Source organism: Roseateles sp. (assembly GCF_039595595.1).
In the GTDB taxonomy this organism is placed as follows: Bacteria; Pseudomonadota; Gammaproteobacteria; order Burkholderiales; family Burkholderiaceae_C; genus Roseateles.
In genome coordinates this window covers 1-23,020 of the sequence record NZ_JBCNLG010000003.1, presented here as the reverse complement: position 1 = coordinate 23,020, position 23,020 = coordinate 1, and the positions used below count along the sequence as shown (strand labels likewise).

23 protein-coding genes are annotated in these 23,020 nt (G+C 68.6%); 12 read left to right on the top strand and 11 right to left on the bottom strand.

The features are described 5' to 3' along the window. Positions 1 to 10: 10 nt before the first annotated feature. Together ABDW61_RS05315 and ABDW61_RS05310 are read right to left on the bottom strand one after the other, a co-directional pair. Positions 11 to 574 carry a response regulator gene (locus ABDW61_RS05315; protein ID WP_343636967.1) on the bottom strand — a complete coding sequence of 188 codons (564 nt, stop codon included), beginning with the start codon at positions 572 to 574 and terminating at the stop codon, positions 11 to 13. Beyond that, on the bottom strand, positions 567 to 1,925 hold the full coding sequence (locus ABDW61_RS05310; protein ID WP_343636966.1) for an HD domain-containing phosphohydrolase: 1,359 nt from the start codon (positions 1,923 to 1,925) through the stop codon (positions 567 to 569). The genes ABDW61_RS05315 and ABDW61_RS05310 overlap by 8 nt, the downstream gene beginning before the upstream one ends. A 385-nt stretch (positions 1,926 to 2,310) precedes the next feature. On the opposite strand from ABDW61_RS05310, the gene ABDW61_RS05305 reads away from it, so the two are divergent. The 7 genes from ABDW61_RS05305 (at position 2,311) to ABDW61_RS05275 (ending at position 8,041) form a co-directional block, all read left to right on the top strand. Next, a complete protein-coding gene (locus tag ABDW61_RS05305; protein ID WP_343636965.1) occupies positions 2,311 to 2,643 on the top strand; it encodes a hypothetical protein in 333 nt (110 codons plus the stop codon). Between the two features lie 248 nt (positions 2,644 to 2,891). Next, on the top strand, positions 2,892 to 3,308 hold the full coding sequence (locus ABDW61_RS05300) for a hypothetical protein (RefSeq protein WP_343636964.1): 417 nt from the start codon (positions 2,892 to 2,894) through the stop codon (positions 3,306 to 3,308). Continuing rightward, positions 3,298 to 3,453, top strand: coding sequence for a hypothetical protein (locus ABDW61_RS05295; RefSeq protein ID WP_343636962.1), 156 nt, complete (start codon positions 3,298 to 3,300; stop codon positions 3,451 to 3,453). Before ABDW61_RS05300 ends, ABDW61_RS05295 begins: the two co-directional genes overlap by 11 nt. An 82-nt stretch (positions 3,454 to 3,535) precedes the next feature. Beyond that, a complete protein-coding gene (locus ABDW61_RS05290; protein ID WP_343636960.1) occupies positions 3,536 to 4,201 on the top strand; it encodes a response regulator in 666 nt (221 codons plus the stop codon). Then, positions 4,198 to 5,712, top strand: a complete 1,515-nt coding sequence (locus ABDW61_RS05285) for a sensor histidine kinase N-terminal domain-containing protein (protein WP_343636958.1) — start codon at positions 4,198 to 4,200, stop codon at positions 5,710 to 5,712. Before ABDW61_RS05290 ends, ABDW61_RS05285 begins: the two co-directional genes overlap by 4 nt. A 124-nt stretch (positions 5,713 to 5,836) precedes the next feature. Beyond that, on the top strand, positions 5,837 to 6,877 hold the full coding sequence (locus ABDW61_RS05280) for a tripartite tricarboxylate transporter substrate-binding protein (RefSeq protein WP_343636956.1): 1,041 nt from the start codon (positions 5,837 to 5,839) through the stop codon (positions 6,875 to 6,877). A gap of 72 nt (positions 6,878 to 6,949) precedes the next feature. Next, positions 6,950 to 8,041, top strand: a complete 1,092-nt coding sequence (locus tag ABDW61_RS05275; RefSeq protein WP_343636954.1) for a porin — start codon at positions 6,950 to 6,952, stop codon at positions 8,039 to 8,041. A gap of 54 nt (positions 8,042 to 8,095) precedes the next feature. Here the strand turns inward: ABDW61_RS05275 and ABDW61_RS05270 are convergent, their stop codons facing one another. After that, entirely contained in the window at positions 8,096 to 10,519 is a 2,424-nt protein-coding gene (locus ABDW61_RS05270) for a DUF3772 domain-containing protein (protein ID WP_343636952.1), read from the bottom strand. Positions 10,520 to 10,747: 228 nt separating this feature from the next. Between ABDW61_RS05270 and ABDW61_RS05265 the strand changes: the two genes are divergently transcribed. After that, a complete protein-coding gene (locus ABDW61_RS05265; protein WP_343636950.1) occupies positions 10,748 to 12,196 on the top strand; it encodes an NAD-dependent succinate-semialdehyde dehydrogenase in 1,449 nt (482 codons plus the stop codon). A 219-nt stretch (positions 12,197 to 12,415) separates the two neighbouring features. On the opposite strand, the gene ABDW61_RS05260 is transcribed toward ABDW61_RS05265, so the two are convergent. The 5 genes from ABDW61_RS05260 to ABDW61_RS05240 form a co-directional block, all read right to left on the bottom strand. After that, positions 12,416 to 13,390: a glycoside hydrolase family 43 protein gene (locus tag ABDW61_RS05260; protein ID WP_343636948.1), complete on the bottom strand. Its 975-nt coding sequence runs from the start codon at positions 13,388 to 13,390 to the stop codon at positions 12,416 to 12,418. Between the two features lie 62 nt (positions 13,391 to 13,452). Beyond that, entirely contained in the window at positions 13,453 to 14,454 is a 1,002-nt protein-coding gene (gene yjfF, locus ABDW61_RS05255; RefSeq protein ID WP_343636946.1) for a galactofuranose ABC transporter, permease protein YjfF, read from the bottom strand. Further along, positions 14,451 to 15,500 (bottom strand): ABC transporter permease, encoded by a 1,050-nt coding sequence (locus tag ABDW61_RS05250; protein WP_343636944.1) that lies wholly within the window; start codon positions 15,498 to 15,500, stop codon positions 14,451 to 14,453. The genes yjfF and ABDW61_RS05250 overlap by 4 nt, the downstream gene beginning before the upstream one ends. 124 nt (positions 15,501 to 15,624) lie before the next feature. Continuing rightward, on the bottom strand, positions 15,625 to 17,157 hold the full coding sequence (locus ABDW61_RS05245; RefSeq protein ID WP_343636942.1) for a sugar ABC transporter ATP-binding protein: 1,533 nt from the start codon (positions 17,155 to 17,157) through the stop codon (positions 15,625 to 15,627). Next, positions 17,157 to 18,134, bottom strand: coding sequence for an ABC transporter substrate-binding protein (locus ABDW61_RS05240; RefSeq protein WP_343636940.1), 978 nt, complete (start codon positions 18,132 to 18,134; stop codon positions 17,157 to 17,159). Before ABDW61_RS05240 ends, ABDW61_RS05245 begins: the two co-directional genes overlap by 1 nt. 393 nt (positions 18,135 to 18,527) lie before the next feature. Here ABDW61_RS05240 and ABDW61_RS05235 point away from each other — a divergent pair, with 393 nt between their 5' ends. The 3 genes from ABDW61_RS05235 (at position 18,528) to ABDW61_RS05225 (ending at position 19,466) form a co-directional block, all read left to right on the top strand. Then, positions 18,528 to 18,731, top strand: a complete 204-nt coding sequence (locus tag ABDW61_RS05235; RefSeq protein ID WP_343636938.1) for a hypothetical protein — start codon at positions 18,528 to 18,530, stop codon at positions 18,729 to 18,731. Between the two features lie 91 nt (positions 18,732 to 18,822). Then, positions 18,823 to 19,020, top strand: a complete 198-nt coding sequence (locus tag ABDW61_RS05230) for a hypothetical protein (RefSeq protein WP_343636936.1) — start codon at positions 18,823 to 18,825, stop codon at positions 19,018 to 19,020. Then, on the top strand, positions 19,017 to 19,466 hold the full coding sequence (locus ABDW61_RS05225) for a DUF1801 domain-containing protein (RefSeq protein ID WP_343636934.1): 450 nt from the start codon (positions 19,017 to 19,019) through the stop codon (positions 19,464 to 19,466). Before ABDW61_RS05230 ends, ABDW61_RS05225 begins: the two co-directional genes overlap by 4 nt. 13 nt (positions 19,467 to 19,479) lie before the next feature. Here ABDW61_RS05225 and ABDW61_RS05220 read toward each other — a convergent pair whose 3' ends face one another. Both ABDW61_RS05220 and ABDW61_RS05215 read right to left on the bottom strand, forming a co-directional pair. Beyond that, positions 19,480 to 20,409 (bottom strand): pyridoxal-phosphate dependent enzyme, encoded by a 930-nt coding sequence (locus ABDW61_RS05220; RefSeq protein ID WP_343636932.1) that lies wholly within the window; start codon positions 20,407 to 20,409, stop codon positions 19,480 to 19,482. Positions 20,410 to 20,446: 37 nt separating this feature from the next. Then, positions 20,447 to 21,214, bottom strand: a complete 768-nt coding sequence (locus ABDW61_RS05215) for an SDR family oxidoreductase (protein WP_343636931.1) — start codon at positions 21,212 to 21,214, stop codon at positions 20,447 to 20,449. A gap of 188 nt (positions 21,215 to 21,402) precedes the next feature. Between ABDW61_RS05215 and ABDW61_RS05210 the strand changes: the two genes are divergently transcribed. Next, on the top strand, positions 21,403 to 22,380 hold the full coding sequence (locus tag ABDW61_RS05210) for a LysR family transcriptional regulator (protein WP_343636929.1): 978 nt from the start codon (positions 21,403 to 21,405) through the stop codon (positions 22,378 to 22,380). Here ABDW61_RS05210 and ABDW61_RS05205 read toward each other — a convergent pair. Then, a complete protein-coding gene (locus ABDW61_RS05205) occupies positions 22,377 to 22,820 on the bottom strand; it encodes a hypothetical protein (RefSeq protein ID WP_343636927.1) in 444 nt (147 codons plus the stop codon). The two genes, ABDW61_RS05210 and ABDW61_RS05205, sit on opposite strands and share 4 nt — an antisense overlap. Between the last annotated feature and the right edge of the window lie 200 nt (positions 22,821 to 23,020).

The window sequence follows — 23,020 nt, the reverse complement described above, 5'->3', positions numbered from 1 at the left end:
TCGGGCGCGTTCATAGCTTCACGTCCCCCGGGTCCTCGAGGATGAAGGAGCCGTCGTCCGCCCACTGCACCTGGGTGATGCCGGGCTCCAGGCGCTCCAGGCGCCGCAGCTCGGCCTCCTGCGCGCTGATCTGCCCCTGCTGCGCGCGCACCAGGTCGGCGAGCCGGCGGTTCTCGATCAGCAGTTCGCGCACCTGCAGCACCTGGCGGACCGCGCTCAGCAGCTCATAATCGGCCCAGGGCTTGGCGATGAAGCGTGCGATCGCGGCCTCGTTGACCGCGCGCACCAGCGCGTTCAGGTCGGCGTAGCCCGACAGGATGATGCGCTGGCAGTCGGGCTGCAGCGTGCGCAGCGCCGTCAGGAAGTCCACGCCGTTCATCTCGGGCATGCGGTAGTCGGAGATCGCCAGCGCGTAGTGATGGCTGCGGGCGCGCTCCAGCGCCTGCACGCCGTTGGCGCACTCGTCGACGATGTAGCGGCTGCCGTCGGCGGCGGTCAGGCCGTGCCGCAGCAGCCGCTGCAGCGCGTGCAGGATGCCGGGCTCGTCGTCCACGATCAACAGGCGTTCAGCCATGGGCGGCTCCTTGCGGCGCGGCGGCGCGGCGTGGCGCGGGCGCCGCGTCCCCGTCGGGCGGCTGGACGAAGAGCGCCAGCTTCACGCCCTCGCGGCCGGCGAACTCGCGGATCTGCCGCACCAGCCGCGCGTCGAAGACATGCCCGGCCGCCAGCAGCAGCGTGCCCTTGGGCGTGAGCAGGTCGCGCGCCAGCACCATGCCGGGCTCGACGTCCTGCGGGCTGATCTGGCGGTCGCGCGGCACGTCCTCGGGCTCGTCGGTGAGGGCGAGCTCGAAGGCCTCGACGATCTCGGGCTCGTAGCGCGTGCCGCCGCCGCCGCGCGCCAGCAACAGCGCCTGCGCGGGGGTGAAACGCTGCTCGGCCATGCGGCCCGACAGCGCGGCGTGATAGTCGCTGGCGATGGCCAGCGCCTGCGCCGCCAGCGGCACGGCATCGCCCGAGAGCCCGTCCGGAAAGCCCTTGCCATCGATGCGCTCGTGCTGCGAGCGCACCAGCCGCGCCACATGCTGCAACTGGCCCAGCGGCAGCAACGCCGCCTCGCCGTTGAGCGTGTGGCGCCGGTAGCGGGCGATCTCCTCGGCGTTCATCGTCGACACCGGCTTGCGCAGCAGCGCGTCGGGGAAGCCGAGCTTGCCGATCTCGTGCAGCAGGCCGGCGCTGTGGACGTCCTCCTCGACGCGCGGCCCCAGCCCCATGCGGCGCGCGGTGCGCCGCGCCAGATCCGCGACCTGCCGCGAGTAACCGGCCAGGCCGCCCTCGCGCAACTCCATCAGGCCGGAGAACACCTGGATGGACAGCAGAAAGGTCTCCTTCACCTGCTCGAAGGATTTCTCCAGCATCGCATTGACCTGCTCCAGCTCCATCGTGCGGGCGCGCACCCGCTGCGAGAGGTCGGCATTGAGCGATTGCAGCTCCGCGTTCTGGGCCTTCGTGAGCTGCAGCAGCGCGCGATTCTCGACCTCGAGCCGGCGCCGCGACAGGGCGTCATCGATGGCCATCAGCAGCTCGCGATCGTCCCAGGGCTTGGCGATGTGGCGCTGGATCTGGCCGCGGTTGACGGCGGCCACGGTGGCCTGGATGTCGGCATAGCCGGTCAGCAGGATGCGGCCCACGGCGGGCCAGCGTTCGCGGACCTGCTCCAGGAAGACCGCGCCGTCCATCTCCGGCATGCGCATGTCGGAGACCACGACGTCGACCGGTTCCTGCGCCAGCAGCTCCAGCCCGGCGGCGCCTCCAGACGCAAGCAGCACGCGATAGCCCTGGGGCCGGACCAGCCGGCGCAGCGCGCTGAGGATGGAAGGCTCGTCGTCCACGAACAGGACGACGGGCGCCGCAGTCTCTTCGGTCATCTGTTCTCTCCCTGGGCGACCTGCTGGCGAACGCCGTCCGAGTGTAGGAGCGTCGCGGGGCGGTCGCCAAGCCCGCGCTTGGCGCCTTGAGCCGGGCAAGGGCGATGCCGGGCCAGCGCTTCGCATCGTGTAGCGCGGGTGACCGCGCGTGACGATCGTTGACGGCGGTGTTGCCGCCGCGTCATTCCCGGTGCGCGCAGCGCCAGGTCATGCCTGGAATCGCGCGAAGAGGCGTTTGCTTAAGGTCTCTCTAATTCGACAGGCGCACCTTATGTCCAGGGCACACAGTTGTTTGACGCAATCGGCCCGACCGGCCCCGCGGCCCACGGCGACGCCTTCCCGAAGACGCCACCGGCGCGGAGCCCGCCGGACCCAGGAGATGCACATGAGCAAGTCCACCCCGATCCTCGCCATGGTCGCCGCCTTCGCGGCGGCGTCGGCCCAGGCCTCGACGAACACCGATGACCTGACGCGGCGATCGGAACGCCGCGCGATGGTTCACCAGCAACTGCGGGCGGTGCAGGTCGAGCTCTACTGCGACCACCAGGACACCGCGATGCATTTGCTGCGCGACGCCCGGCGGCAGTTGATGGCGCAGCGCGACCCGGACAACGCCGGCGACCTGCGCCAACTGGAGAAGGTCAGTTGGCTGGTGCGCCACGGTGACACCGTGGAGGCCATCGCGACCATCGACGCCGCTCGCCGCGACCTGGCTTGAGCGCTTGACGGCGCGGCGGGCGCCGGTGCCGTCGGGAGACGGCTGAGAGGGGCCCGCCGCGTCCGCGCCTTTCATTTCTGCGCCCCGTTCGGCGCGCTTCGCTGACCCCGGTTTGTCGAGATTCCAGCGCTGACTACTTGCTTGCGTGTATTTGATAGCAAGAAACTCGCAAGATGCGGCGTTGGGTGATTTGGCGGTGATTCCGGCGAGCCTAGGATCGTTGTCTTCAACGGACCTCAGGAGTTGCAATGGCGCCGGAAATGGTCACATTTTGGCTGGCGGGCACGTGCCCGCCTATGGTCGGCTGGATCTTGAATCTGACGATTCGAGGTCCAACGGCCTTGAAAACCTCGGTGGCCGACTGGGCATTGCTGCTGCTCGTCTTTGACGGCACCGCAGCCATCTCGCTGCAGGATATTTTTTGCAATATTCCCAATGAAGCCGTTCGAGCCTTCATCCCAGCCATCGCGCCGGCCTTGATCCTGGTATCGACCGCGATCTGGATGGTGATCGTCCGATGGCTGGAGCCGGTGGTTGCTAAAAATCTTGAGAACCCGCGCGATCTGATCCGAAAGTCATTCTGCGCCTCGCTCATGTGGATTCTTGTTCTGATGAATATCTTTGGCCATTACTTTCTGTTCATAAGGGGATTTCATGTTGATTGAATTTCTGCTCAATTGCGCGGCCGCCGGCGTGTTCTTCGCCATCTTGATCGGGACGGCCAACTACATCGGCTACAAGAACGGAGTTTTCGGAGATCCCAATCAATTTCGCGACGATCCGGAAAAGAATGCTCAGTCCAAGGAATGAAGCGCTGGCGCCTTCGACGGGGTGGCGCCATGTGGAAAGAACCTAGCTGACCCCGCAAACTGGCGCGCTAGCATCGCGCGCCATGCGGATCCTCCTCGTCGAAGACGAAAAGCCCCTGGCCGACTGGCTGGTGAAGGCGCTCGGCCAGAACGACTTCGTCGTCGACTGGATCGACGATGGCCGCCTCGTGCTGAGCCAGCTCGCCACGACCCGCTACGACGCGATGATCCTGGACCTCGGCCTGCCCGGTCTGGGCGGCCATGAGGTGCTGGCAAGGCTGCGCGACGCCGACTCCCGCGTCCCGGTGCTGGTGCTGACCGCGCGCGACTCGCTGATGGAGCGCGTGAGCACGCTCCATGAAGGCGCCGACGACTTCCTCGCCAAGCCCTTCGAACTCCAGGAGCTCGAAGCCCGCCTGGTGGCGCTGATCCGCCGCTCCCGCGGCCGCGACCAGCCGCGGTTCGCCTGTGGCCCGCTGGTCTACGACGCCGCCTCCAAGCTCTTCACGCTGGACCGTGAACCGCTGGCGCTGTCGCCGCGCGAGCACGCGGTGCTGCGCACGCTGATCCAGCACAGCGGCGAGCCGATGTCCAAGCAGGAAATCCTCGAGCGTCTGTTCTCCGATGAGCAGGACGTCCGTCCCGAGGCCATCGAGGTGCTGGTCCACCGGCTGCGGCGCCGCATCGAGTCGGGCAAGGTCCGCATCACGACGCTGCGCGGCCTGGGCTACGTGCTGGAAGCCGCATGACGCTGACGCCGCCGGACGCGGACCCGCGCCGGCAGGACGGCCAGCAATCCCGCCGGCGCTGGTCCTGGCGACCCTCGCTCCCGGCGCGCTGGCATCGCTTCAGCGTCCGCCGCACGCTGCTCACGCTGGTGCTGCCGGTGATGCTGGCCGCGGTCGGGCTGGAACTGGCGCTGACCTGGGGCACCGCGCTGCAGGCGGCCAACTCGGCCTACGACCGCTCGCTGCTCGGCGCGATCAAGGCCATCGAGAGCAACGTCTCCACCGAGACCGGCGGCCTGTCCGTCGAGATGCCGTACCGGCTGCTCGAGTTCTTCGAGTTGACCGCCAGCGGCCAGGTCTACTTCCGCGTCAGCACCGAGGACGGCCTGGTGGAGATCGGCAACGCCGGCCTGCCGCTGCCCGCGCAGCCGCTCAAGACCGGCGTGCCGCGCTTCATCGATGCCGAGTACTTCGGCGCGCCGGTGCGCGTCGGCGCCTGGGCGCGCGAGCTCGATCCCGAGCGCTCCGGCCGGCGCCTGATCATCCAGGTGGCCGAGAGCACCAACTCCCGCAACGCCTTCTCGCGCGCGCTGCTGATCCAGGCGATGTGGCGCGACCTGCTGACCGTGACCATCGTGGCCGCCACGCTGGCGCTGGTGATCGGCTGGGCGCTGCGGCCGCTGGACCGGCTGCGGCGCGAGGTCGAGGCCCGCGCCGACGACGACCTTTCGCCCGTGGACGAATCGGAGGTGCCCGCGGACGCCGCGCCGCTGGTGCGCGCGATCAACCACCACCTGGCGCGGCAGCGCGAGCTGATCGACGGCCGCCGGCGTTTCGTCGACGACGCCTCGCATCAGCTGCGCACGCCGCTGGCGACACTCGCGACGATGGTCGGCTACGCGCGCCGGGAGCGCGACCCCGAGCGGCTGGCCGAGGCCCTGGAGGCGCTCAAGGCCCAGATCGAGGACACCGTGCGCCGCACCAACCAGATGCTGGCGCTCGCGCGCGCCGACACCGCGCAGGTCGAGATGGCGCCCCTCGCGCTGGACCGCCTGGCCGAGCGCTGCGCGCGCGAATCCTGGCCGCTGGCGCGCGAGCAGGGCATCGATCTGGGCGTGGAGCGGGAGCCGGGCGACATCGTCGTGCTCGGTCACGAAGGGCAGTTGCGCGAGGCCTTGCTGAACCTGCTGCACAACGCGCTGCGCTACACGCCGCGCGGCGGCCGCGTGACGCTGCAGATCGGCGTCGATGGGCCGGCGGCGCTGATCCGCGTCGTCGACGACGGCCCCGGCATCCCCGCCGACGAGCGGCCGCGCGCCGGCGAGCGCTTCTTCCGCGGCTCCAACGTGGACCTGCCGGGCTCGGGACTGGGCCTGGCGATCGTGCGCGCCATCGCGCGCCGCCATTGCGGCGACATGGAGGTCGCGGCCGCGCGACTGGATGCCGGCGGGCTGGAACGCGGCACCGCGGTGACGCTGCGGCTTCCGCTGCAAGCGCCGGCGGTTTTCCCTTTCACGCTGAAAGCCGGCTGAAAGCGCCGGTTTCCTAGAGTCCGTCACAAGCAGGTGGCGGGCGACCGCGCGGCCTGCCGGCGTTTCGCGACAGCGCGCGGACGGCGGCGGCCCGTGGCGACTCAGATCACCGCGAGGAGACAAGATGCGATCGATCCCGACATTGCGGGCGGGCCGGCGTTGGGCGGCCGCGCTGCTCGCCGCCGCCTGGATGGCGGCGCCCTGGGGCGTGATGGCCCAGCCCGGACGCGGCGCGTCCGCCGCGCCCTGGCCCATTGGCGACGCCGCGCCTGAATGCATCGCCCCCGCCAAGCCCGGCGGCGGTTTCGACCAGAGCTGCAAGCTCGCGCGGGCCGCTTTCCAGCAGGCCGGTCTGACGGCGACGCCGATGCGCATCAGCTACATGCCGGGCGGCGTCGGCGCGATCGCCTTCGACCAGATCGTCACCCGCCGGCCCGCCGAGCCCCAGACGCTGGTGGCCTTCTCCAGCGGCTCGCTGCTGAACCTGTCGCACGGCCGCTTCGGCAAGCGCAGCGCCGACGACGTGCGCTGGGTCGCCGCCATCGGCATCGACTACGGCGTCGTGCTGGTGGGCCGGCCGGCGCCGTGGAAGACGCTGCCCGAGCTGCTCGCCGCGCTCAAGGCCGACCCGGGGCACATCAGCTTCGCCGCCGGCGGCACCATCGGCAGCCAGGACTGGGTCAAGTCGGCGCTGGTCGCGGGGGCCGGGGGCGTGGACCACAAGTCGATGCGCTTCGTCGCCTTCGAGGGTGGCGGCGAGGCGATGGCCGCGCTCAAGGGCGGCCATGTCCAGGTCTACATGGGCGACGCCTCGGAGGTCTTCGACAAGCTCTCGCCCTCGGGGCCCTTCCGCGCGCTGGCGGTGCTGGCCGACAAGCGCCTGCCCGGGCCGCTGGCCGGCGTGCCGACCGCGCGGGAGCAGGGCGTCGACATCGTCTGGCCCGCGATCCGCGGCTTCTACGTCGGCCCCAAGGTCACCGATGCCGCCTACGCCGCCTGGACCGCCACCTTCGATCACCTGATGGCCGCGCCCGCCTTCGACGAGATCCGCGCGCGCCATGGCCTGTTCCCGCTGGCGCTCACCGGCCCGGCGCTGCGCGCGTTCATCGACCGGCAAAACCGGGAGTACGCCGAACTCGCCGTCCGCTTCGGCCTGAGGCGCTGAGCGCCCGTGCTCCCATCGACCCCGAATCCCCATCAACGACAACGAGGAGACACCTTGAACCCCATCCACGACATGAGCACCCGATCCACGCGCCGTCCGGGCCGCTTCGGCGCGCTGTGCGCTGCGGGCCTGCTGGCGCTGGGCGCCGCGCCCGCCGCCTTCGCGCAGAGCAGCGTCACCATCTACGGCATCGCCGACATGCTGGTCGAGTATCGCGACCACATGAACGCCAATGGCGACCACCGCTTCGGCGTGACCTCGGGCGGCATGAATACCTCCCGCTGGGGCCTGCGCGGCGCCGAGGACCTGGGCGGCGGCCTGAAGGCGGTGTTCCAGCTCGAGGCGGAGGTCGGCTTCGACACCGGCGCGGCCGGCTCGTCCTACTGGGGCCGGCAGGCCAACGTCGGCCTGGAGGGCGACTTCGGCCGCGTGATCGCGGGCCGTTCGTACTCGACGACCTACGACTTCATGCTGCCCTTCGACCCGATGGGCTATGCGCCGTTCTATTCCTGGGCCACCTCGGGCGGCCAGATCGCGACGCTGCCGCGCAAGGACGGCATGGTCACCGGCGTGTCCAACCTCGTGAAGTACCAGGGCAGCTTCGGCCCGGTGAAGCTGGGCGCCAGCTACGCGCTGGGCGAGGTGACCGGCTCCAGCGCGGCGGGTCGCTTCCTCTCGCTGGCCGGCGCCTATGGCAGCGGCCCGTTCGCGGCGGCGCTGGTGGTGGATCAGCGCAATGGATCGACGCTGGGCGCCAATGGCCGCTACGACAAGGAGAAGGCGCTGCATTGGGGCCTGTCCTATGACCTGAAGCCGGTGAAGCTGTTCCTGGCGCAGCGCGTCTACAAGAAGACCTTCGCGGCCGGCGGCGAGAGCGCCAAGAGCACGATGACCTGGCTGGGCGCCACCTGGCAGGCGACGCCGGCGCTGAGCATCACGCCCGCGGTCTACTTCCAGGACATCTCCAGCGGCGCCAGCGGCACCGACGATCCCAAGCTCTTCGCGCTGCGCGCCAAGTACGAGCTGTCCAAGCGCACCAGCCTTTACGCGGTGGCCTCGACCGCCAAGTCCGGCGACAAGGGCGTGGTCAGCGTCTCGCGCGACGACAACGGCTTCGCCGACAGCCAGTCCAGCGTGGGGCTGGGCATCCAGCACCGCTTCTGATCGGCACGCGGGCCGGGCCCCAGGCCCGCATGGCCTCGGGGCGCCGGCCCCGATTCAGGCCGGGGGCGCGGCCTGGCCCGGCAGCAGGCCCTCGGCGCGCAGCCGCATCAGCACGTCGAAGAGCAGGTCGCTCTTGATCCCGTAGGCCGCCCGCGGCGAGCTGACGAAGCCCGAGGCGTTGAGCACCAGCTTGTCGCCGTCGATGCCGTCCAGCTGCACGTTGGGCGCGGGCGCCGTCAGCACGCCCGGGTGCGCCTGGAACGAAGCCAGCACCACCGCCTTCACGCGCTCGGTGTCGGTCGCCAGCGGCATCGGCAGCTTGAACTGCACCATGCCGAGGGATTCGCCGTAGGTGACGTTGCGCACGATCTTGGTGATGAACTCGGAGTTCGGCACGATGACCGTGGAGCGGTCCCCCATCTGGATCTCGGTGGCGCGCACGCTGATGCGGCGGATGTCGCCCTCGACGCCGGACAGCGAGACCCAGTCGCCGACCTTCACCGGCCGTTCCGCCAGCAGGATCAGGCCGGAGACGAAGTTCTGCACCACCGACTGCAGGCCGAAGCCGATGCCCACGGACAGCGCGCTCGCGACCCAGGCCACGCTCTGCAGGCTGAAGCCGACCGCCGACAGCGCCGCCGCGATCACCGCGACGGTCCCGACGTAGCCGAACAGCGTCGTCGTCGACGTGCGCATGCCGCTGTCCATCCGCGTCGTCGGCATGTAGCGCTGCGACAGCCAGCCCTTGAGCAGCCGCACCGCCACCAGGCCGGCCACCAGCACCAGCATGCCCTGCAGCAGCGCCATCGGGCGCAGGCTCAGCTCGCCGATGGACAGGCCCTGCTCGAAGCGGCTGGCGCGGCGGAACAGGTCCAGCGGACCTTCGCCATAGGGCGCGATCAGCAACAGCAGCGCGAAGAAGCCGATGGACACGCGGCACAGGCCGGACAGGAGCAGGGCGGTCTGCTCGCGCGTGCGGGCCGGGGCCGGCGCGGCCTCGGCACCGGCCCCGGCGGCCGGCGCGGCGGCGTGATCGGCCGCGGCGCCCGGCGGGCTCGCCAGCAGCGTCATGAAGAGGTCGTCGACCAGCACGCTCAGCAGGTAGGCGCCGCCCAGCACGAGCAGACCCCAGACGAACTGGTTCATCGCGAACATGGCCAGCGAGACGAAGCCCGTCAGCAGCGCCACGGCGGAACCGGCGAAGACCAGCCAGGCCGCGGCGCGCAGCACCGACAGCCACAGCGGGCGGATCGCGAAGGCGGGATGACTGCCGGGCTGCTCGCCAGCGCCATCACCGCCGGCGGCGGGCCTGGCGTCCCGGCTCCGCCGCTGCAGCTGCATCGTCGCGAGGGACAGCACCGCGATGAAGGTCAGCGTGGCCAGCGCGTGCACGGCGCCGTTCCAGGGCAGGCTGATCTCCAGCGTCGCCGCGGTGCGCGACGACCACCAGCCCAGCATCACCGTGAGCGCGAGCGTGTGCGGGAACCAGGCCAGCCGGGCGGCGGTCTCGTCGGGCAGCGGCAGCAGCCGCCACGAGGGCTTGCGCGGCATCAGCGAGGCCGTTCCCAAGCCCGCCACGAAGCCGCCGAACCAGACGATCGCCTCGACCGTCTCGAGCCATCCGATGAGCGCCGGGTCGGCGGGCGCGCTCGCCGTGAGGCTCAGCACCAGGCCGTGAGCGATCAGGCCCGGACGCAGCGTGCGCAGCGCGACGACGCTGACCGCGTAGAGCGAGCGGCGCAGGCGTCCCGCGGGCACGCGCGTTGCGCACAGATGCGCGATCAAGCGCCGCAAGGCATAGGTGGCCGCGAGGATCACCGCCACCGCGCCGCCGAGGGTGAGCCAGTCGCCGGCCGGCACCGCGCGCCAGACCGTGCCGAACTGGTCGGCGAAGTCGCGGGTGCGGTTCAGGTCCGGGATCCGCTCGCGCGCCAGCGACGCCCAGAAGGCGGACTGCACGACGGAGGGCACCCGCTCGCCGAGCCGCGCGCCCAGCTGCATCCGGCGATTGGCCTGGGCGGTGGCGATGGCCTGCGCGGCCTCGACGGCGGTCACCTTCGCCAGCTTGATCTGCGCATCGATGGCGGAGACCTCGCGCGTCAATTGCGAGCGCTGCGACGCCAGCTCGGCAGCCTCCTTCACGCCTGCCTGCGGCGTGCCGAGCTGCGCGAGCCGCGCCTGCGCGTCGGTCAGCCGCGGCGCCAGCGCGGATGCGGCTTCCTCAGCGCGCGATTGCACCGACTGCGCGGTCTTGCGCAAGTCCTGCAGCGCCGCGTCGTCGAGCGCATCGTCGAGCTGCTTGCGGATCGCCGCCATGTCCTTGCGTGCGCTGTCGAGCAGCTTGTCGGGATCGGGCGGCTCGACCGGCGCCTCCTGCGCCAGCGCGGGCAGCGCCACGGCCGCGATCGCCAGCATCAACGCGGTCAGGATCCACTTCAAGCGATGCCAGCGCAGGGGTGGCAGGAACTGATCGTTCATCCTCTCGTCGGAAAGCGGGGGTGCCGCCAGGAGGGCAAGCGGCGGACCCGGACACACGATTCGCTACATCGCGGGATTGGCGGCCGATGCCCGCCGTCGCCGCTCACGCGGGCGGCCTGCGATCAAAGCGCCCGCGCGGCGTCAGGTATCGCCACCGGTCATGCGAGCGGTACCGGGGAGCAGGTAGAGTCGTCGCCAGTTTTTCCCTTTGGCTTCGAGGACCTCGCGATGACCACTTCCGCTTCCTATCCCGACACCCGTCTGCTGATCGCCAATGAATGGGTCGATGCGGCCAGCGGCCGCACGATCGCCGTGCGCAATCCGGCGACCGGCGCCGTCATCGGCAAGGTGGCTCATGCCAGCAAGGAGGACCTCGACCGCGCGCTCGCGGCCGCGCAGAAGGGCTTCGAGGCCTGGCGCAATGTCTCCGCCCACGAGCGCGCGGCGACCATGCGCCGCGCTGCCGCGCTGCTGCGCGAGCGCGCGCCCGAGATCGCCCGTCTGCTGACGCAGGAACAAGGCAAGCCCGTCGCGGAGGCGAAGGTCGAGGTGCTCGCCGGCGCCGACATCATCGAGTGGTTCGCCGACGAAGGCCGCCGCGTCTACGGCCGCATCGTGCCGTCGCGCAACCTGGCAGCCCAGCAACTGGTGTTGAAGGAGCCCGTCGGCCCGGTCGCCGCGTTCACGCCGTGGAACTTCCCGGTCAACCAGATCGTGCGCAAGCTCGGCGCGGCGCTGGCCACCGGCTGCTCCTTCCTGGTGAAGGCGCCGGAGGAGACACCGGCCTCGCCGGCCGCGCTGCTGCAGACCTTCGTCGACGCGGGCGTGCCGCCCGGCACGGTCGGGCTGGTGTTCGGCGATCCGGCCGAGATCTCGGGCTACCTGATCCCGCATCCGGTGATCCGCAAGGTCACCTTCACCGGCTCGACGCCGGTGGGCAAGCAACTCGCCGCGCTGGCCGGCGCCCACATGAAGCGCGTGACCATGGAACTGGGCGGCCACGCGCCGGTGATCGTGGCGGAGGACGCGGACGTCGCGCTCGCGGTCAAGGCTGCCGGCGGCGCGAAGTTCCGCAACGCGGGTCAGGTCTGCATCTCGCCGACGCGCTTCCTGGTGCACAACAGCCTCAAGGAAGAGTTCACCGCGGCGATGGTCAAGCACGCGCAGGGGCTGAAGCTCGGCGACGGCCTGGCCGAGGGCACGACGCTGGGCCCGCTGGCGAATGAGCGGCGCGTCGTCGCGATGTCCAGGATCGTTGCCGAGGCGCGCGAGCGCGGCGCCAAGATCGCCACGGGCGGCGAGCGCGTGGGCGATGCCGGCAATTTCTTCGCGCCCACCATCCTGGCCGACGTGCCGCTCGAGGCCTCCGTCTTCAACGACGAGCCCTTCGGCCCGATCGCCGCGATCCGCGGCTTCGACACGCTGGAAGACGCCATCGCGGAGGCGAACCGGCTGCCGTTCGGCCTGGCGGGCTATGCGTTCACGAAGTCGATCAAGAACGCTCATCTGCTCGCGCAGCGCGTGGAGGTCGGCATGCTGTGGATCAACCAGCCCGCCACGCCATCGGCCGAGATGCCGTTCGGCGGGGTCAAGGACTCGGGCTACGGCTCCGAAGGCGGGCCCGAGGCACTCGAGGCCTATCTGAACACCAAGGCGGTATCGATCCTCGGCGTCTGAAGCGCCGAGCGCCGCCAGCATCGAACTCCCTCGCCCCCCGCGAGGGGGGAGAGGGCAGGGGAGAGGGGGGGCTTCGAAGGGCAGCAGCGCTGTGCCACGAGCCCCTCTCCCCTCCCTCTCCCCGCTGGGGCGAGGGGGTTTACTACGACGTCCGGCTCATACTCCCTCGCCCGCTTGCGGGAGAGGGCAGGGGAGAGGGCCAGCAGCCTGCGCGGGCCTTCAGCCCTTGCACCCCGGCGAAGGATTCGCCGCCGGCCCCGCGTCCGTCTGCGGCACGAATCGAATCGTTCCATCCGCGTTGTAGTGCAGCTCCTCGATCGCGACCGATCGCCGGAACTCCCCGCCGCCAGGCAGCTTGGCGTTGTGATACGCGATGTAGCTCTTCCCGTTGAACTCGAAGATCGCCTGATGGATGGTGGGCGTCTTCTCGTTCCTGGCCATGATCACGCCGCGCGGCGTCCATGGCCCGATGGCGCTGGGCCCGGTCATGTACGCGGTCTCCTCGGGGAAGTGCTGCGAGTACGACAGGTAGTACGTGCCGCGATGCTTGTGCAGATACGAGGCCTCGGTGAAGTCCTTCACCGCCACGGCGTTGATCGGCCCGGCGAGTTCTGTCATGGACCCCTTCAGCTTCACGTACTTCAACACCGTGTTCCCGAAGTACAGATAGGCCTGCCCATCGTCATCGACGAAGATCGCCGGATCGATGTCATCCCACGCGATGTCGGTCTGCGTGGTCATGTCGTTGGTGATCAACGCCGACCCGCGCGCGTCCGTGAACGGCCCGAGGGGGCTGTCCGACCTCGCCACCCCGATCGCGAACCCGGGGATCGACCCGTGCTCCACGGTCGCATAGAAGAAGTAGGCCGGCTTCCCGTCGACGACGCGCCGCGTGATGTCCGACGCCCAAGCGCGGCCCTTGGCCCACTTGAAGTCGAGCGCCTTCATCGGCGCGCCGTGGTCGGTCCAATGCGTCAAGTCGCAGCTCGAGAACACGCGCCACTCGTTCATGACGAAGTCCTTGCCGCCGGGCTCGGCCTCGTCGTGACCGACGTAGAGGTACGCGCGCCCGTTCTCGACCAGCACGGCGGGATCGGCCGTGTAGAGCTGCGGAAAGAGCGGATTGGCCGCGCGGGACGGCGCGCCCGCGAAGGCGAGTGCCGCGGCGAGCGCGGCGGCGATGCAGGTCTTCATCGAAGAAGGGCTCCAGGAAAGGCAGACGCGGACGGCACCGCCGTCGTTCGCAGCCGGACTCGTCAAGCCTGCCCGGCCGGACGGGCGAGCAGGCGCTGGACGACGCAGAAGACGAACAGCAGCGCGCCGATGACGATCTTGGTCCACCAGGAGCTGAGCGTGCCGTCGAAGGCGATGAGCGTCTGGATCACGCCCAGCACCAGCACGCCGGAGAGCGCGCCAGCGACATAGCCATATCCGCCGCTGAGCATGGTGCCGCCGATGACGACGGCCGCGATGGCATCGAGCTCCGCCCCCTGCGCATGCAGCCCGTAGCCGCTGAGCATGTAGAACGCGAACAGCAGCCCGGCCAGCGCCGCGCAGAATCCGCTGACGCCGTAGACCGCGAGCTTGGTCCGCCCGACTGGCAATCCCATCATCAGCGCCGACTGCTCGTTCCCGCCGAGCGCATACACCGCGCGTCCGAAGGCGCTCCGATGCGCGACCCAGATCCCCGCGGCCAGCACCGCGAGCGCGATCGCCGCGCTCGGCGAAATGAATCCGCCAGGCACCGCCCACTGCGTCTGCGAGATGGCGACAAAGGTCGGATCATCGATGGTGATCGAATCGACGCTGATCAGATAGCAGAGCCCGCGCGCCAGGAACATGCCGGCGAGCGTCACGATGAAGGGCTGCAGCTTGAAGAAGTGGATCAACGCGCCCTGCAGCACGCCGAAGACCGCGCCGCCGCCGAGCACGAGCGCGATCACGGCCCAGGCCGGCCAATGCGCCTGGTGCAGCAGCCAGGCGGCGATGGTGGTGGACAGCGCCAGCACCGCGCCCACCGAGAGATCGATGCCGCCGGACAGGATGACCAGGCTCATGCCGACGGCGAGCACCAGCAGATACGCGTTGTCGATGACGAGGTTGAGCATCACCTGCGGCGACGCGAAGCCCGTGTAGTGCGCACCGCCCGCCGCGATCAACGCGAGCAGCAGCACGACGGTGATCTGCGCGCTGAAGGCAGGTTGCCTCAGCCAGCGGCGCAGCAGCTCGAGGGGACTGGACGAGGCGACGGCGTTCATCGCGCGCCTCCACCCAGGCCACGCAGCCCACGCAGGCGCCGCAGCATCGGACGCAATTCGCTCGACTGCAGGATGCAGAGCAGGAACACGACGATCGCCTTGACCACCATGTTGATCTCCGGCGGAACACCCAGCGAGTAGATCGTGGTGGTGAGCGTCTGGATGATGAGCGCCCCCACCAGCGCGCCAGCCAGGTGGTACTTCCCGCCAGCCAGCGACGCGCCGCCGAGCGTGACCGCAAGGATCGCGTCAAGCTCGAGCAGCAGGCCGGCGTTGTTGGCATCGGCGCTCTTGATGTTGGAGGCGATCATCAAGCCGGCCAGCCCGGCGCAGGTGGCCGCGAACACATAGGTGCCGAAGATCAGCGTCGCGGTGCGCAATCCCGCCAGGCGCGAGGCCACCGGGTTCAGACCAACGGCCTGGATGAACAGGCCCAATGCGGTCTTGCGCAGCAGCGCCGTGGTCACGAGCGCCAAGGCCGCAACCACCCACAGCGACACCGGCAGCCCGAGCAGGTAGCCACCACCGAGGACGAAGAAGTCATCGCGATAGACAGTCAGAATCTGCCCATCCGACAACAACTGCGCAAGACCACGCCCCGCCACCATCAGGATCAGCGTCGCAATGATCGGCTGCAGCTTCAACCCAGCCACCAGCGCACCATTCCAGACCCCGCACAACAACGCCGCACCCAGCGCGCCGGCATAGGCAACGCCCAACGAGTGATCCCCATTCACCAGCAAGGCCGCCACCGTCGCGGCAATCGCCACCACCGCGCCAATCGACACATCAATGCCCCGCGTCGCAATCACCAGACTCATGCCAAGCGCCGCCAGCATCAGCGGCGCGGCACGGTTCAGGATGTCGATCAACGGGCCATACAAATGCCCATCCTTGACCTCCAGATGCCAGAAACCCGGCAGGCAGATCACATCGATCAGCAACAGGATCACCAACGCGGCCACCGGCCTCAGCAAAGGATGCGCCACCAGCAACGCGAACACGCGGCGTCGCAGAGGCTTGGCGGCGGCAGGAGCACTGCTCATGGGGAAGGAGTCAATCACAGGTTGCTTTCACTTCGACGATCAGGGCGTTGGCCGCCATGGCATGGGGCCGCAGGCGGCAAGCGCCTGAACCCCAAGCCATGCCGTCCCCAACCACCACCGTCCTTCAACGGTTCTGCGATCGGGGACCATCGGCGGCAATCACTTCGAGGACCGAGCGCTCGTCCAGGTCGCCCCTGTCGTAGGTGCCAATGGCCCGGCGATCACGTAGGACCACCAGACGATCACTGCAGCGCAAGACCTCGGGAAGCTCCGAGGAAATGAAAAGCACCGCCATGCGGCGATCCGTCGCATCCCCCTGCGCGCACAAGCGCCGGACCTCGTCCATGATCTCCTCCTTCGCGCGCACATCAATGCCCCGCGTCGGCTCGTCCAGGATCAACAGCCGCGGCTGCGTCAGCAACCAGCGAGCCAGCAACACCTTCTGCTGATTGCCACCCGACAGCAGACCGATCGGCGTCTCGATGTCCGCCGTCTTGATGCCAAGCCGGCGCACGTAGTCGTCGGCAACAGCCTGCTGACGCTTCAGCGGAATCGCACGCCACCAGCCCTGCCGCGCCTGCAAGGCCAGCACGATGTTCTCCCGCACAGACAGCGCCAGCACCGCGCCCTCCAGCTTCCGGTCCTCGGAACAGAACGCCAACCCATTGGCGATCGCCTGGCGCGGCGAAGCAAAGCGCTGACGCTTGCCGTCGATCTCGATGTCGCCAGCATCAGCACTGTCGGCACCGAAGAGCAGCCGCGCCGTCTCCGTCCGGCCCGAGCCCAGGAGACCGCACAGGCCCAGCACCTCACCCCGGCGGATCTCCAGATCCAGCGGCTGCAGCGCACCCTTGCGCGCGAGGCCATGCGCGGCGAGCGCCGGCTCCATCGACTGCGCGCACGCCTCCAGGGGCTGGCTCGAGGCGGTGTGCGGGCCGACCATCTTCTGGATCAGCTCGAGGCGGCCAAGCTCCTGAGGCAGGAACTCGCCCTCGGTGCGGCCGTTGCGCATGACCGTGATGCGGTCGGAGACGGCGTAGACCTGATCGAGGAAGTGCGTGACGAAGAGGATCGCCAGGCCCTGCTCGCGCAGGCGCCGCATGACGCGGAAGAGATGCTGGACGGCGGCCTCGTCGAGGCTGGAGGTCGGCTCGTCGAGGATGAGGACGCGCGCCGAGATGTTGAGCGCCCGCGCGATCGCGACCATCTGCTGGATCGAGAGCGAGTAGCGGGCCAGGGGCGCGTCGACGTCGATGTCCAGTTCGAGCTCGGCCAGCAGCTGACGGGAGCGCTCGCGCATGCGGGGCCAGTCGATCTGGCCCCAGCGGCGCGGGTAGCGGCCGATGAAGAGGTTCTCGGCCACCGACAGGTTGGGGACGAGGTTGACCTCCTGGTAGACGGTGCTGATGCCCAGGTCCTGGGCATCGGCGGTGGAGCGCGGGGCGATGGGATCGCCGGCGAGCTCGATGCGGCCGGCGTCGGGCGGGTACAGGCCCGTGAGGACCTTGATGAGGGTGGACTTGCCGGCGCCGTTCTGGCCCATGAGGGCGTGGATCTCGCCGGCGAACAGGCGCAGCCAGACCCCGGAGAGCGCCTGCACGCCGGGGAAGCCCTTGTCGATGCCGCTGAGCGAGAGCAGCAGTCCGGGGGCGTCCATCAGTACTTGCGGTTGGGGAGTTCCTTGGCGGCGACGTCGGCGGTGAAGACGCCTTCCTCGGTCGTGATGCGCTTGGCCACGGGCTTGCCGGCGACGACGTCCTTGGCGAGCTGCATGAGCTGGGGGCCGAGCATGGGGTTGCACTCGACGGTGACATTGAGCTTGCCGGCGGCCATGGCCTGGAAGGCGCCGCGCACGCCGTCGATGGAGACGATGGCGATGTCCTTGGCGGGCTTGAGGCCGGCTTCCTCGATGGCCTGGATGGCGCCGATGGCCATGTCGTCGTTGTGGGCGAAGAGGACGTGGATCTTCTTGTCCTTGGCCTTGAGGAAGGCCTCCATGACTTCCTTGCCCTTGGCGCGGGTGAAGTCGCCGGACTGCGAGCGGACGATCTTCAGGCGCGGCTCGGCCTGGATGATTTCCTCGAAGCCGCGCTTGCGGTCCAGGGCGGGGGCGGAGCCGACGGTGCCCTGGAGTTCGACGATGTTGACCTCGCCGGTGGGGGCGTTCTTCTTGGCCCAGTCGATGAGCCAGCGGCCGGCCTTGCGGCCCTCCTCGACGAAGTCGGAGCCGATGAAGGTGACGTAGAGGGAGGGGTCGCTGACCTTGACGGCGCGGTCGGTGAGGATGACGGGGATCTTGGCGTTCTTGGCTTCGCGCAGGACGGTGTCCCAGCCGGACTCGACGACGGGGGAGAACGCGATGACATCGACCTTCTGGGCGATGAAGGAGCGGATGGCCTTGACCTGGTTTTCCTGCTTTTGCTGGGCGTCTGCGAACTTGAGGGTGATGCCGGCCTGCTTGGCTGCGTCCTTGATGGAGTTGCTGTTGGCGGTGCGCCATTCGCTCTCGGCGCCGACCTGGGAGAAGCCCAGGACGAGCGGCTTGGCGTCGGCCGCGAAGGCGGGCAGGGCGGGGAGGGCGGTGCCCAGCGCGAGCGCGCTCAAGGCCAGCAGCTGACGACGCGTGGTCTTCATGATCGTTGTCTCCTCGTTGATGTTGATGTCGGGACGCGCCGATGCAGCGGCACCCCTTGTGAGGCGTTCGTGATCCTAGGGAGGGGCGGGATGCCGGACCAATCACATTTCATGCGGGGGTGATGTCGGGTTTGGTATCCCTATCGGGACTTGCCCACCGGCGGACGGCGGGCCTAGCCGCTTTCTGCGCCAGCGAGGGGATGACGTTGGTCATGGCTTCCCGCCGCCGAGTTCTTCTTATATTTCCCTGACTGAGCTCAAAGGAAACTCAGATGATCGCGCCGGAGAATGTATATGTTCGTGATATCGCCGAGTGTGCCCAGGACCTATATCGCCAGGGTGGCGTGAACTGGCCGGACCTTGGAGAAGCCCGCTCGCAGTGGGAGTGAACTAATGGCTGTCAAGCTGATCGTCGGTGAATACAACCTTCTCTGGAAGGCGTTGAAGCACTATGAGGAATATCTCCAACATGTATCTGAGACGGCAGAGGATGAAGATCAACGGTTGTTTGTTGACGAGGACCTGGAGAAGATGGAATACGTGCTCAGGAATGTCCGGCAGTCCGCCAAGGCGGATTGGGATCTGGATTTGAAGTAACTCCGAATCGAAACGCGCAAGCCATTTGATGAATGGAGTCTGCGCAGGAGGGCCTCTTGCTGAACCTGTTCAGCAACTCAGAAGCCCCTCCATGACCGACCACTCGCCGTCCGACGCCGAACGCCGCGCCAAGCTCTGCAGCTGGAGCAAGGACATCCGGATCGGCCTGTTCACCACGCAGCAAGCCAAGGGCCATTTGCACTCGCGGCCGATGACGCTGCAGAACCAGGACTTGCATGAGGACGCGATCTGGCATCGCCACATGCGGGGCTCGCTGCTAGGACCATGACCAAGACTTCATCGCCGAGGAAATCTGCCAAAGGACCTGGCGCGGAGCCCAGGCTCCTGGCGGGCGGCAATCCGCAAATTCCGAAGGGCTACGGCGATGAGCCCGTGCAGGCGTACATCGCTGCGTTGCAAGGCTGGAAGCAGGATGCGGTGCGGCGCATCGACGCGCTCGTCGGCGAGACCGTCGCCAGTGTCCGCAAGGCGGTGAAGTACAACTCGCCGCTGTACGGCATGGATGGCGAGACTTGGTTCCTCGGCATCCACGTGATGTCACGCTACGTGAAGGTCGCCTTTTTCAACGGAAAGGCGCTCGATCCGATGCCACCGGTCGACTCGAAGACCGCGCGAGCGCGCTATCTCCATGTGAGCGAGCGGGAGCCGCTCGACGAAGCTGCCTTCACCGCCTGGGTGAAGGCAGCGAGCCAATTGCCGGGCGAGAAGATGTGACCGCAGTGAGCGGTCAGGACTTGCCGGCGCTTTCCGCGGCCCAGGCCTGCAGGTCTTCATAAGTCGCGCAAGCGCCGCCGCAGAGGATCACCAGCACGTTGCGCGCCTTCTGCAAGACCGGCACGGTGCGCTGGCGCGCCACCGCGACCGCCGCGCCGCACGCCGGCTCGACGATCAGGCGGTGCTCCTTCGCGACATCGAGGCAAGCCCGCACCGCTTGCGCGTCAGTGACCGTTGCGCCGACGACCTCATGCCGCTTCGTCCATGCGAAGGCCTGCTCGCTGACGCGGCGCGCGCCGAGCGAGGTCGCGATGCTCGTGATCGCATCGAGCGTCACGAGCTCGCCTGCCGCGATCGAGGCATTCAGCGATTCGGCACCGACGGTCTCGGCCGCGACCAGCGGCACGTCGCTCCAGCCGGCGGCGTGCATTCCTTGCAGCACGCCGCTCATCAGCCCGCCACCGCCCACCGACAGGACGACCGCATCCGGCTTCGGACACTGCGTTGCGGCCTCTTCGATCATCGTCGCGTGCCCGTCCCACAGCAGCGGGTCGTCGAACGGATGGATGAACGCGTCCGCCGTCTGGCGCAGCGACATCAGGTGCTCATTGGCCTCCATCCAGCTCTTGCCGTGGACGATGACCTCGGCGCCCTGACGGCGGATCAAGGTCTTGGGCCACTCGCGCGTCGTCTCGGGAACGACCACCACCACGGGCAGTCCGAGCCTCCGTCCCGCATACGCGACCGCCATGCCGGCATTGCCGCCCGAGGACGACAGCAGCCGCTTCGCGCCGCGGGCGGCATGGACCTCGCTCGCGTGGCCGACGCCGCGCAGCTTGAACGAGCCGCAGGGTTGCAGGGCTTCGAGCTTCAGCCAGATGCGTTGATCGGAAGAGCTGAAAGCGTCGGAGTCGACGGTGGGAGTGAGGTGGTGGATAGCCATGGGCAGCGATGCTAGGCCATCCACGCGCGAGCCGGCCTCAAGTCCGCGTGATCGACACGCCGCCATCGACCAGCGACGCCGTCCCCGTCACGAAGGACGAGTCGTCCGAGGCCAGATACAGCACCGCGCGCGCCAGCTCTTCCGGCTTGCCCACGCGCTTGAGCGCATGCAGGTTGGTGACGAAGCTCTGCGCCTCGGGCGTGTCGTTCTTCTCCCGGAACATGTCCGTGTCGACGGCGCCCGGCAGCACCGCGTTCACGCGCACGCCTTGCGGGCCGTACTCGGCCGCCAGCGCCTGCGTCAGGCCGATGAGCCCCGACTTGCTCGCCGCATACGCGGCCATGCCGGGGAACGCGAAGGTGTGGCCGACGAAGGTCGACGTGAACACCACCGAGCCGCCGCCGTTCTTCGTCATCTGCGCGATCTGGTGCTTCGCGCCGAGGAAGGCGCCGGTGAGGTTGATGGCCAGCGTGTCGGTCCAGCCGGCTTCCGAGACCTCGGTGCTGGGGCCGCCTTCGCCGAGCGTGCCGGCGTTGTTGAAGGCCACGTCCAGCCGGCCGAAGCGCTCGACCGCCAGGTCCACCAGCGCCTTGGCATAGGCCTCGGAGCGCACGTCGCCAGCGAGCGCGACGGCCTGGCCGCCTGCGGCGTGGATCTCGGAAACGAGCTGGTCCAGCTCGGACGCGCGACGCGCGCCGACGACGACCTTCGCGCCTTCGGCGGCGAAGAGCAGGGCGGTGGTGCGGCCGATGCCGGAGCTGGCGCCGGTGATGAGGGCAACCTTGTCTTGCAGGCGGTGGCTCATGAGAACTCTCCTTGGGGGCTTGACCGGGGAACCGGCCGGGGGTTGATCGATGAGTCCAATGTCGGCGACGCCCGCCGTTTCCGGAAGCCGGCCAATGGCGGAACTGCTGTTCTGGGCTTCCGAACAATGCGACAGAATCGCGCCTCGCGGGTCCGCCCCTTCGGCGGCCTCCCAAGGAGGGAGACGAGATGCTCAAACTCGACGGGATCACCAGCTTCGTGGCGATAGCGGAAGCCGGATCGATCAGCGGCGCGGCGCGGCGGATGTCGCTGTCGAAGTCGGTGGTCAGCGAGCGGCTGGCGGAGCTCGAACAGGGCCTTGGCGCGCCGCTGTTCCACCGCACGACCCGCAAGCTCAGCCTGACGGAAGACGGTCAGGCCTTCCTCGAGCGCGCGCTGCGCATCGTGCGGGAGGTGGAAGAGGCCGCCGCCGAGGTCAGCGAGCGCCGCGGTCAATTGACCGGTCCGATGCGGCTGTCGGCGCCGGTAACCTTCGGTCGCATGCACCTGGGGCCGGCGCTGTATCCGTTCCTGAGCCGGCATCCCGGCATCTCGATGACGCTGGAGCTCGACGACCGCCGCGTCGACGCGCAGGCCGACGGCTACGACGCGGTGCTGCGTCACGGTGCGATCGCGGATTCGCGCCTGGTGGCGTGGGTGCTGGCGCCGAGCCGGCGCTTCCTGGTGGCCTCGCCGGCCTATCTGAAGCGGCACGGCCGGCCGCGCCGCCCCGCGGACTTCGCGGACCATCGGGCGATCCGCTACAGCAATCGCGGCATCGCCGATTGGCGCTTCCTCGAAGCGAGAGCGGATGAGTTCGTGCGGCCACACGTGGTCCTGCGCGTGAACAACGGCGACATGATGCGCGAGGCCGCGATGGCGGGGCTGGGCCTGGCGCTGCTGCCGACCTTCATCATCGGCGAGCAGTTGCGCTCGGGCGAGCTGGAGATCGTCGACGTCGGCCAGTCGCCCGAGACGGAGTTCCTCTACATGGCCCACCCCGACGGCCGGCGCGCGTCGGCGAAGCTGAGAGCGCTGGCCGATGCGCTCAAGGAGGCGTTCGGGGATCCGCCGTATTGGGATGCGGGCTTGGCTTGGGCGTCAGGCGGGGGCGGGGGCCTCGATGTCGACAAGGCTGCGTTTGAAGGGCGTGACAAGGAGCGCTAGCGCCTGTGTCCGTTGGGTCGATCAAATGATTGACCAATGAGCGCCGACAACCGGATGACATCATTGGCGGGTGCGACTGAAACAAAGTTCAGGGCACGCCTGATCAAGGCGATTCTCTTCAATTCAATCGAGTTGTTGAATTTGATCGTCTTTGTCACTTGTCCAGAATCTTTATTTGCCAGGACTTCACGCTGGACCGTGTGACGTCTGGTTCTCTTTCTCAGCGTTTCGCCGTGCTTGGCGTTGACAACCACGCCCTCTTGATCGGGGTTGTCTTTCAAGTATTTCCCGATCGAGGTGCGCGAGTGGTTGTGCTTCAACATGCTCGCATCAATGAGCGGTCCGGCATCCAGCACGACGTGCGCATCTTCGTCATCGTCCGTCTGCATGCTGCCCGGGACCACATTCCATAAATCACCGCGGTACAGGGCGCCGTGCATGGTCGTGAAATCATCCTCCCGCGCCTGCATCTTCAGTGCGAGCGATATGGAAAATATTCGACAGCCAAAGGCTGGGCGGTCTCAATTCTGAAGTGCAACACCCCTACCCAGGTAAGGTGTCGCGATGGAAAGACGAGAGACGTATCGGCATTTGAGTCCCGACGAGCGCGTGGCGATCTCGGGGCTGAGGATGCAGGGCA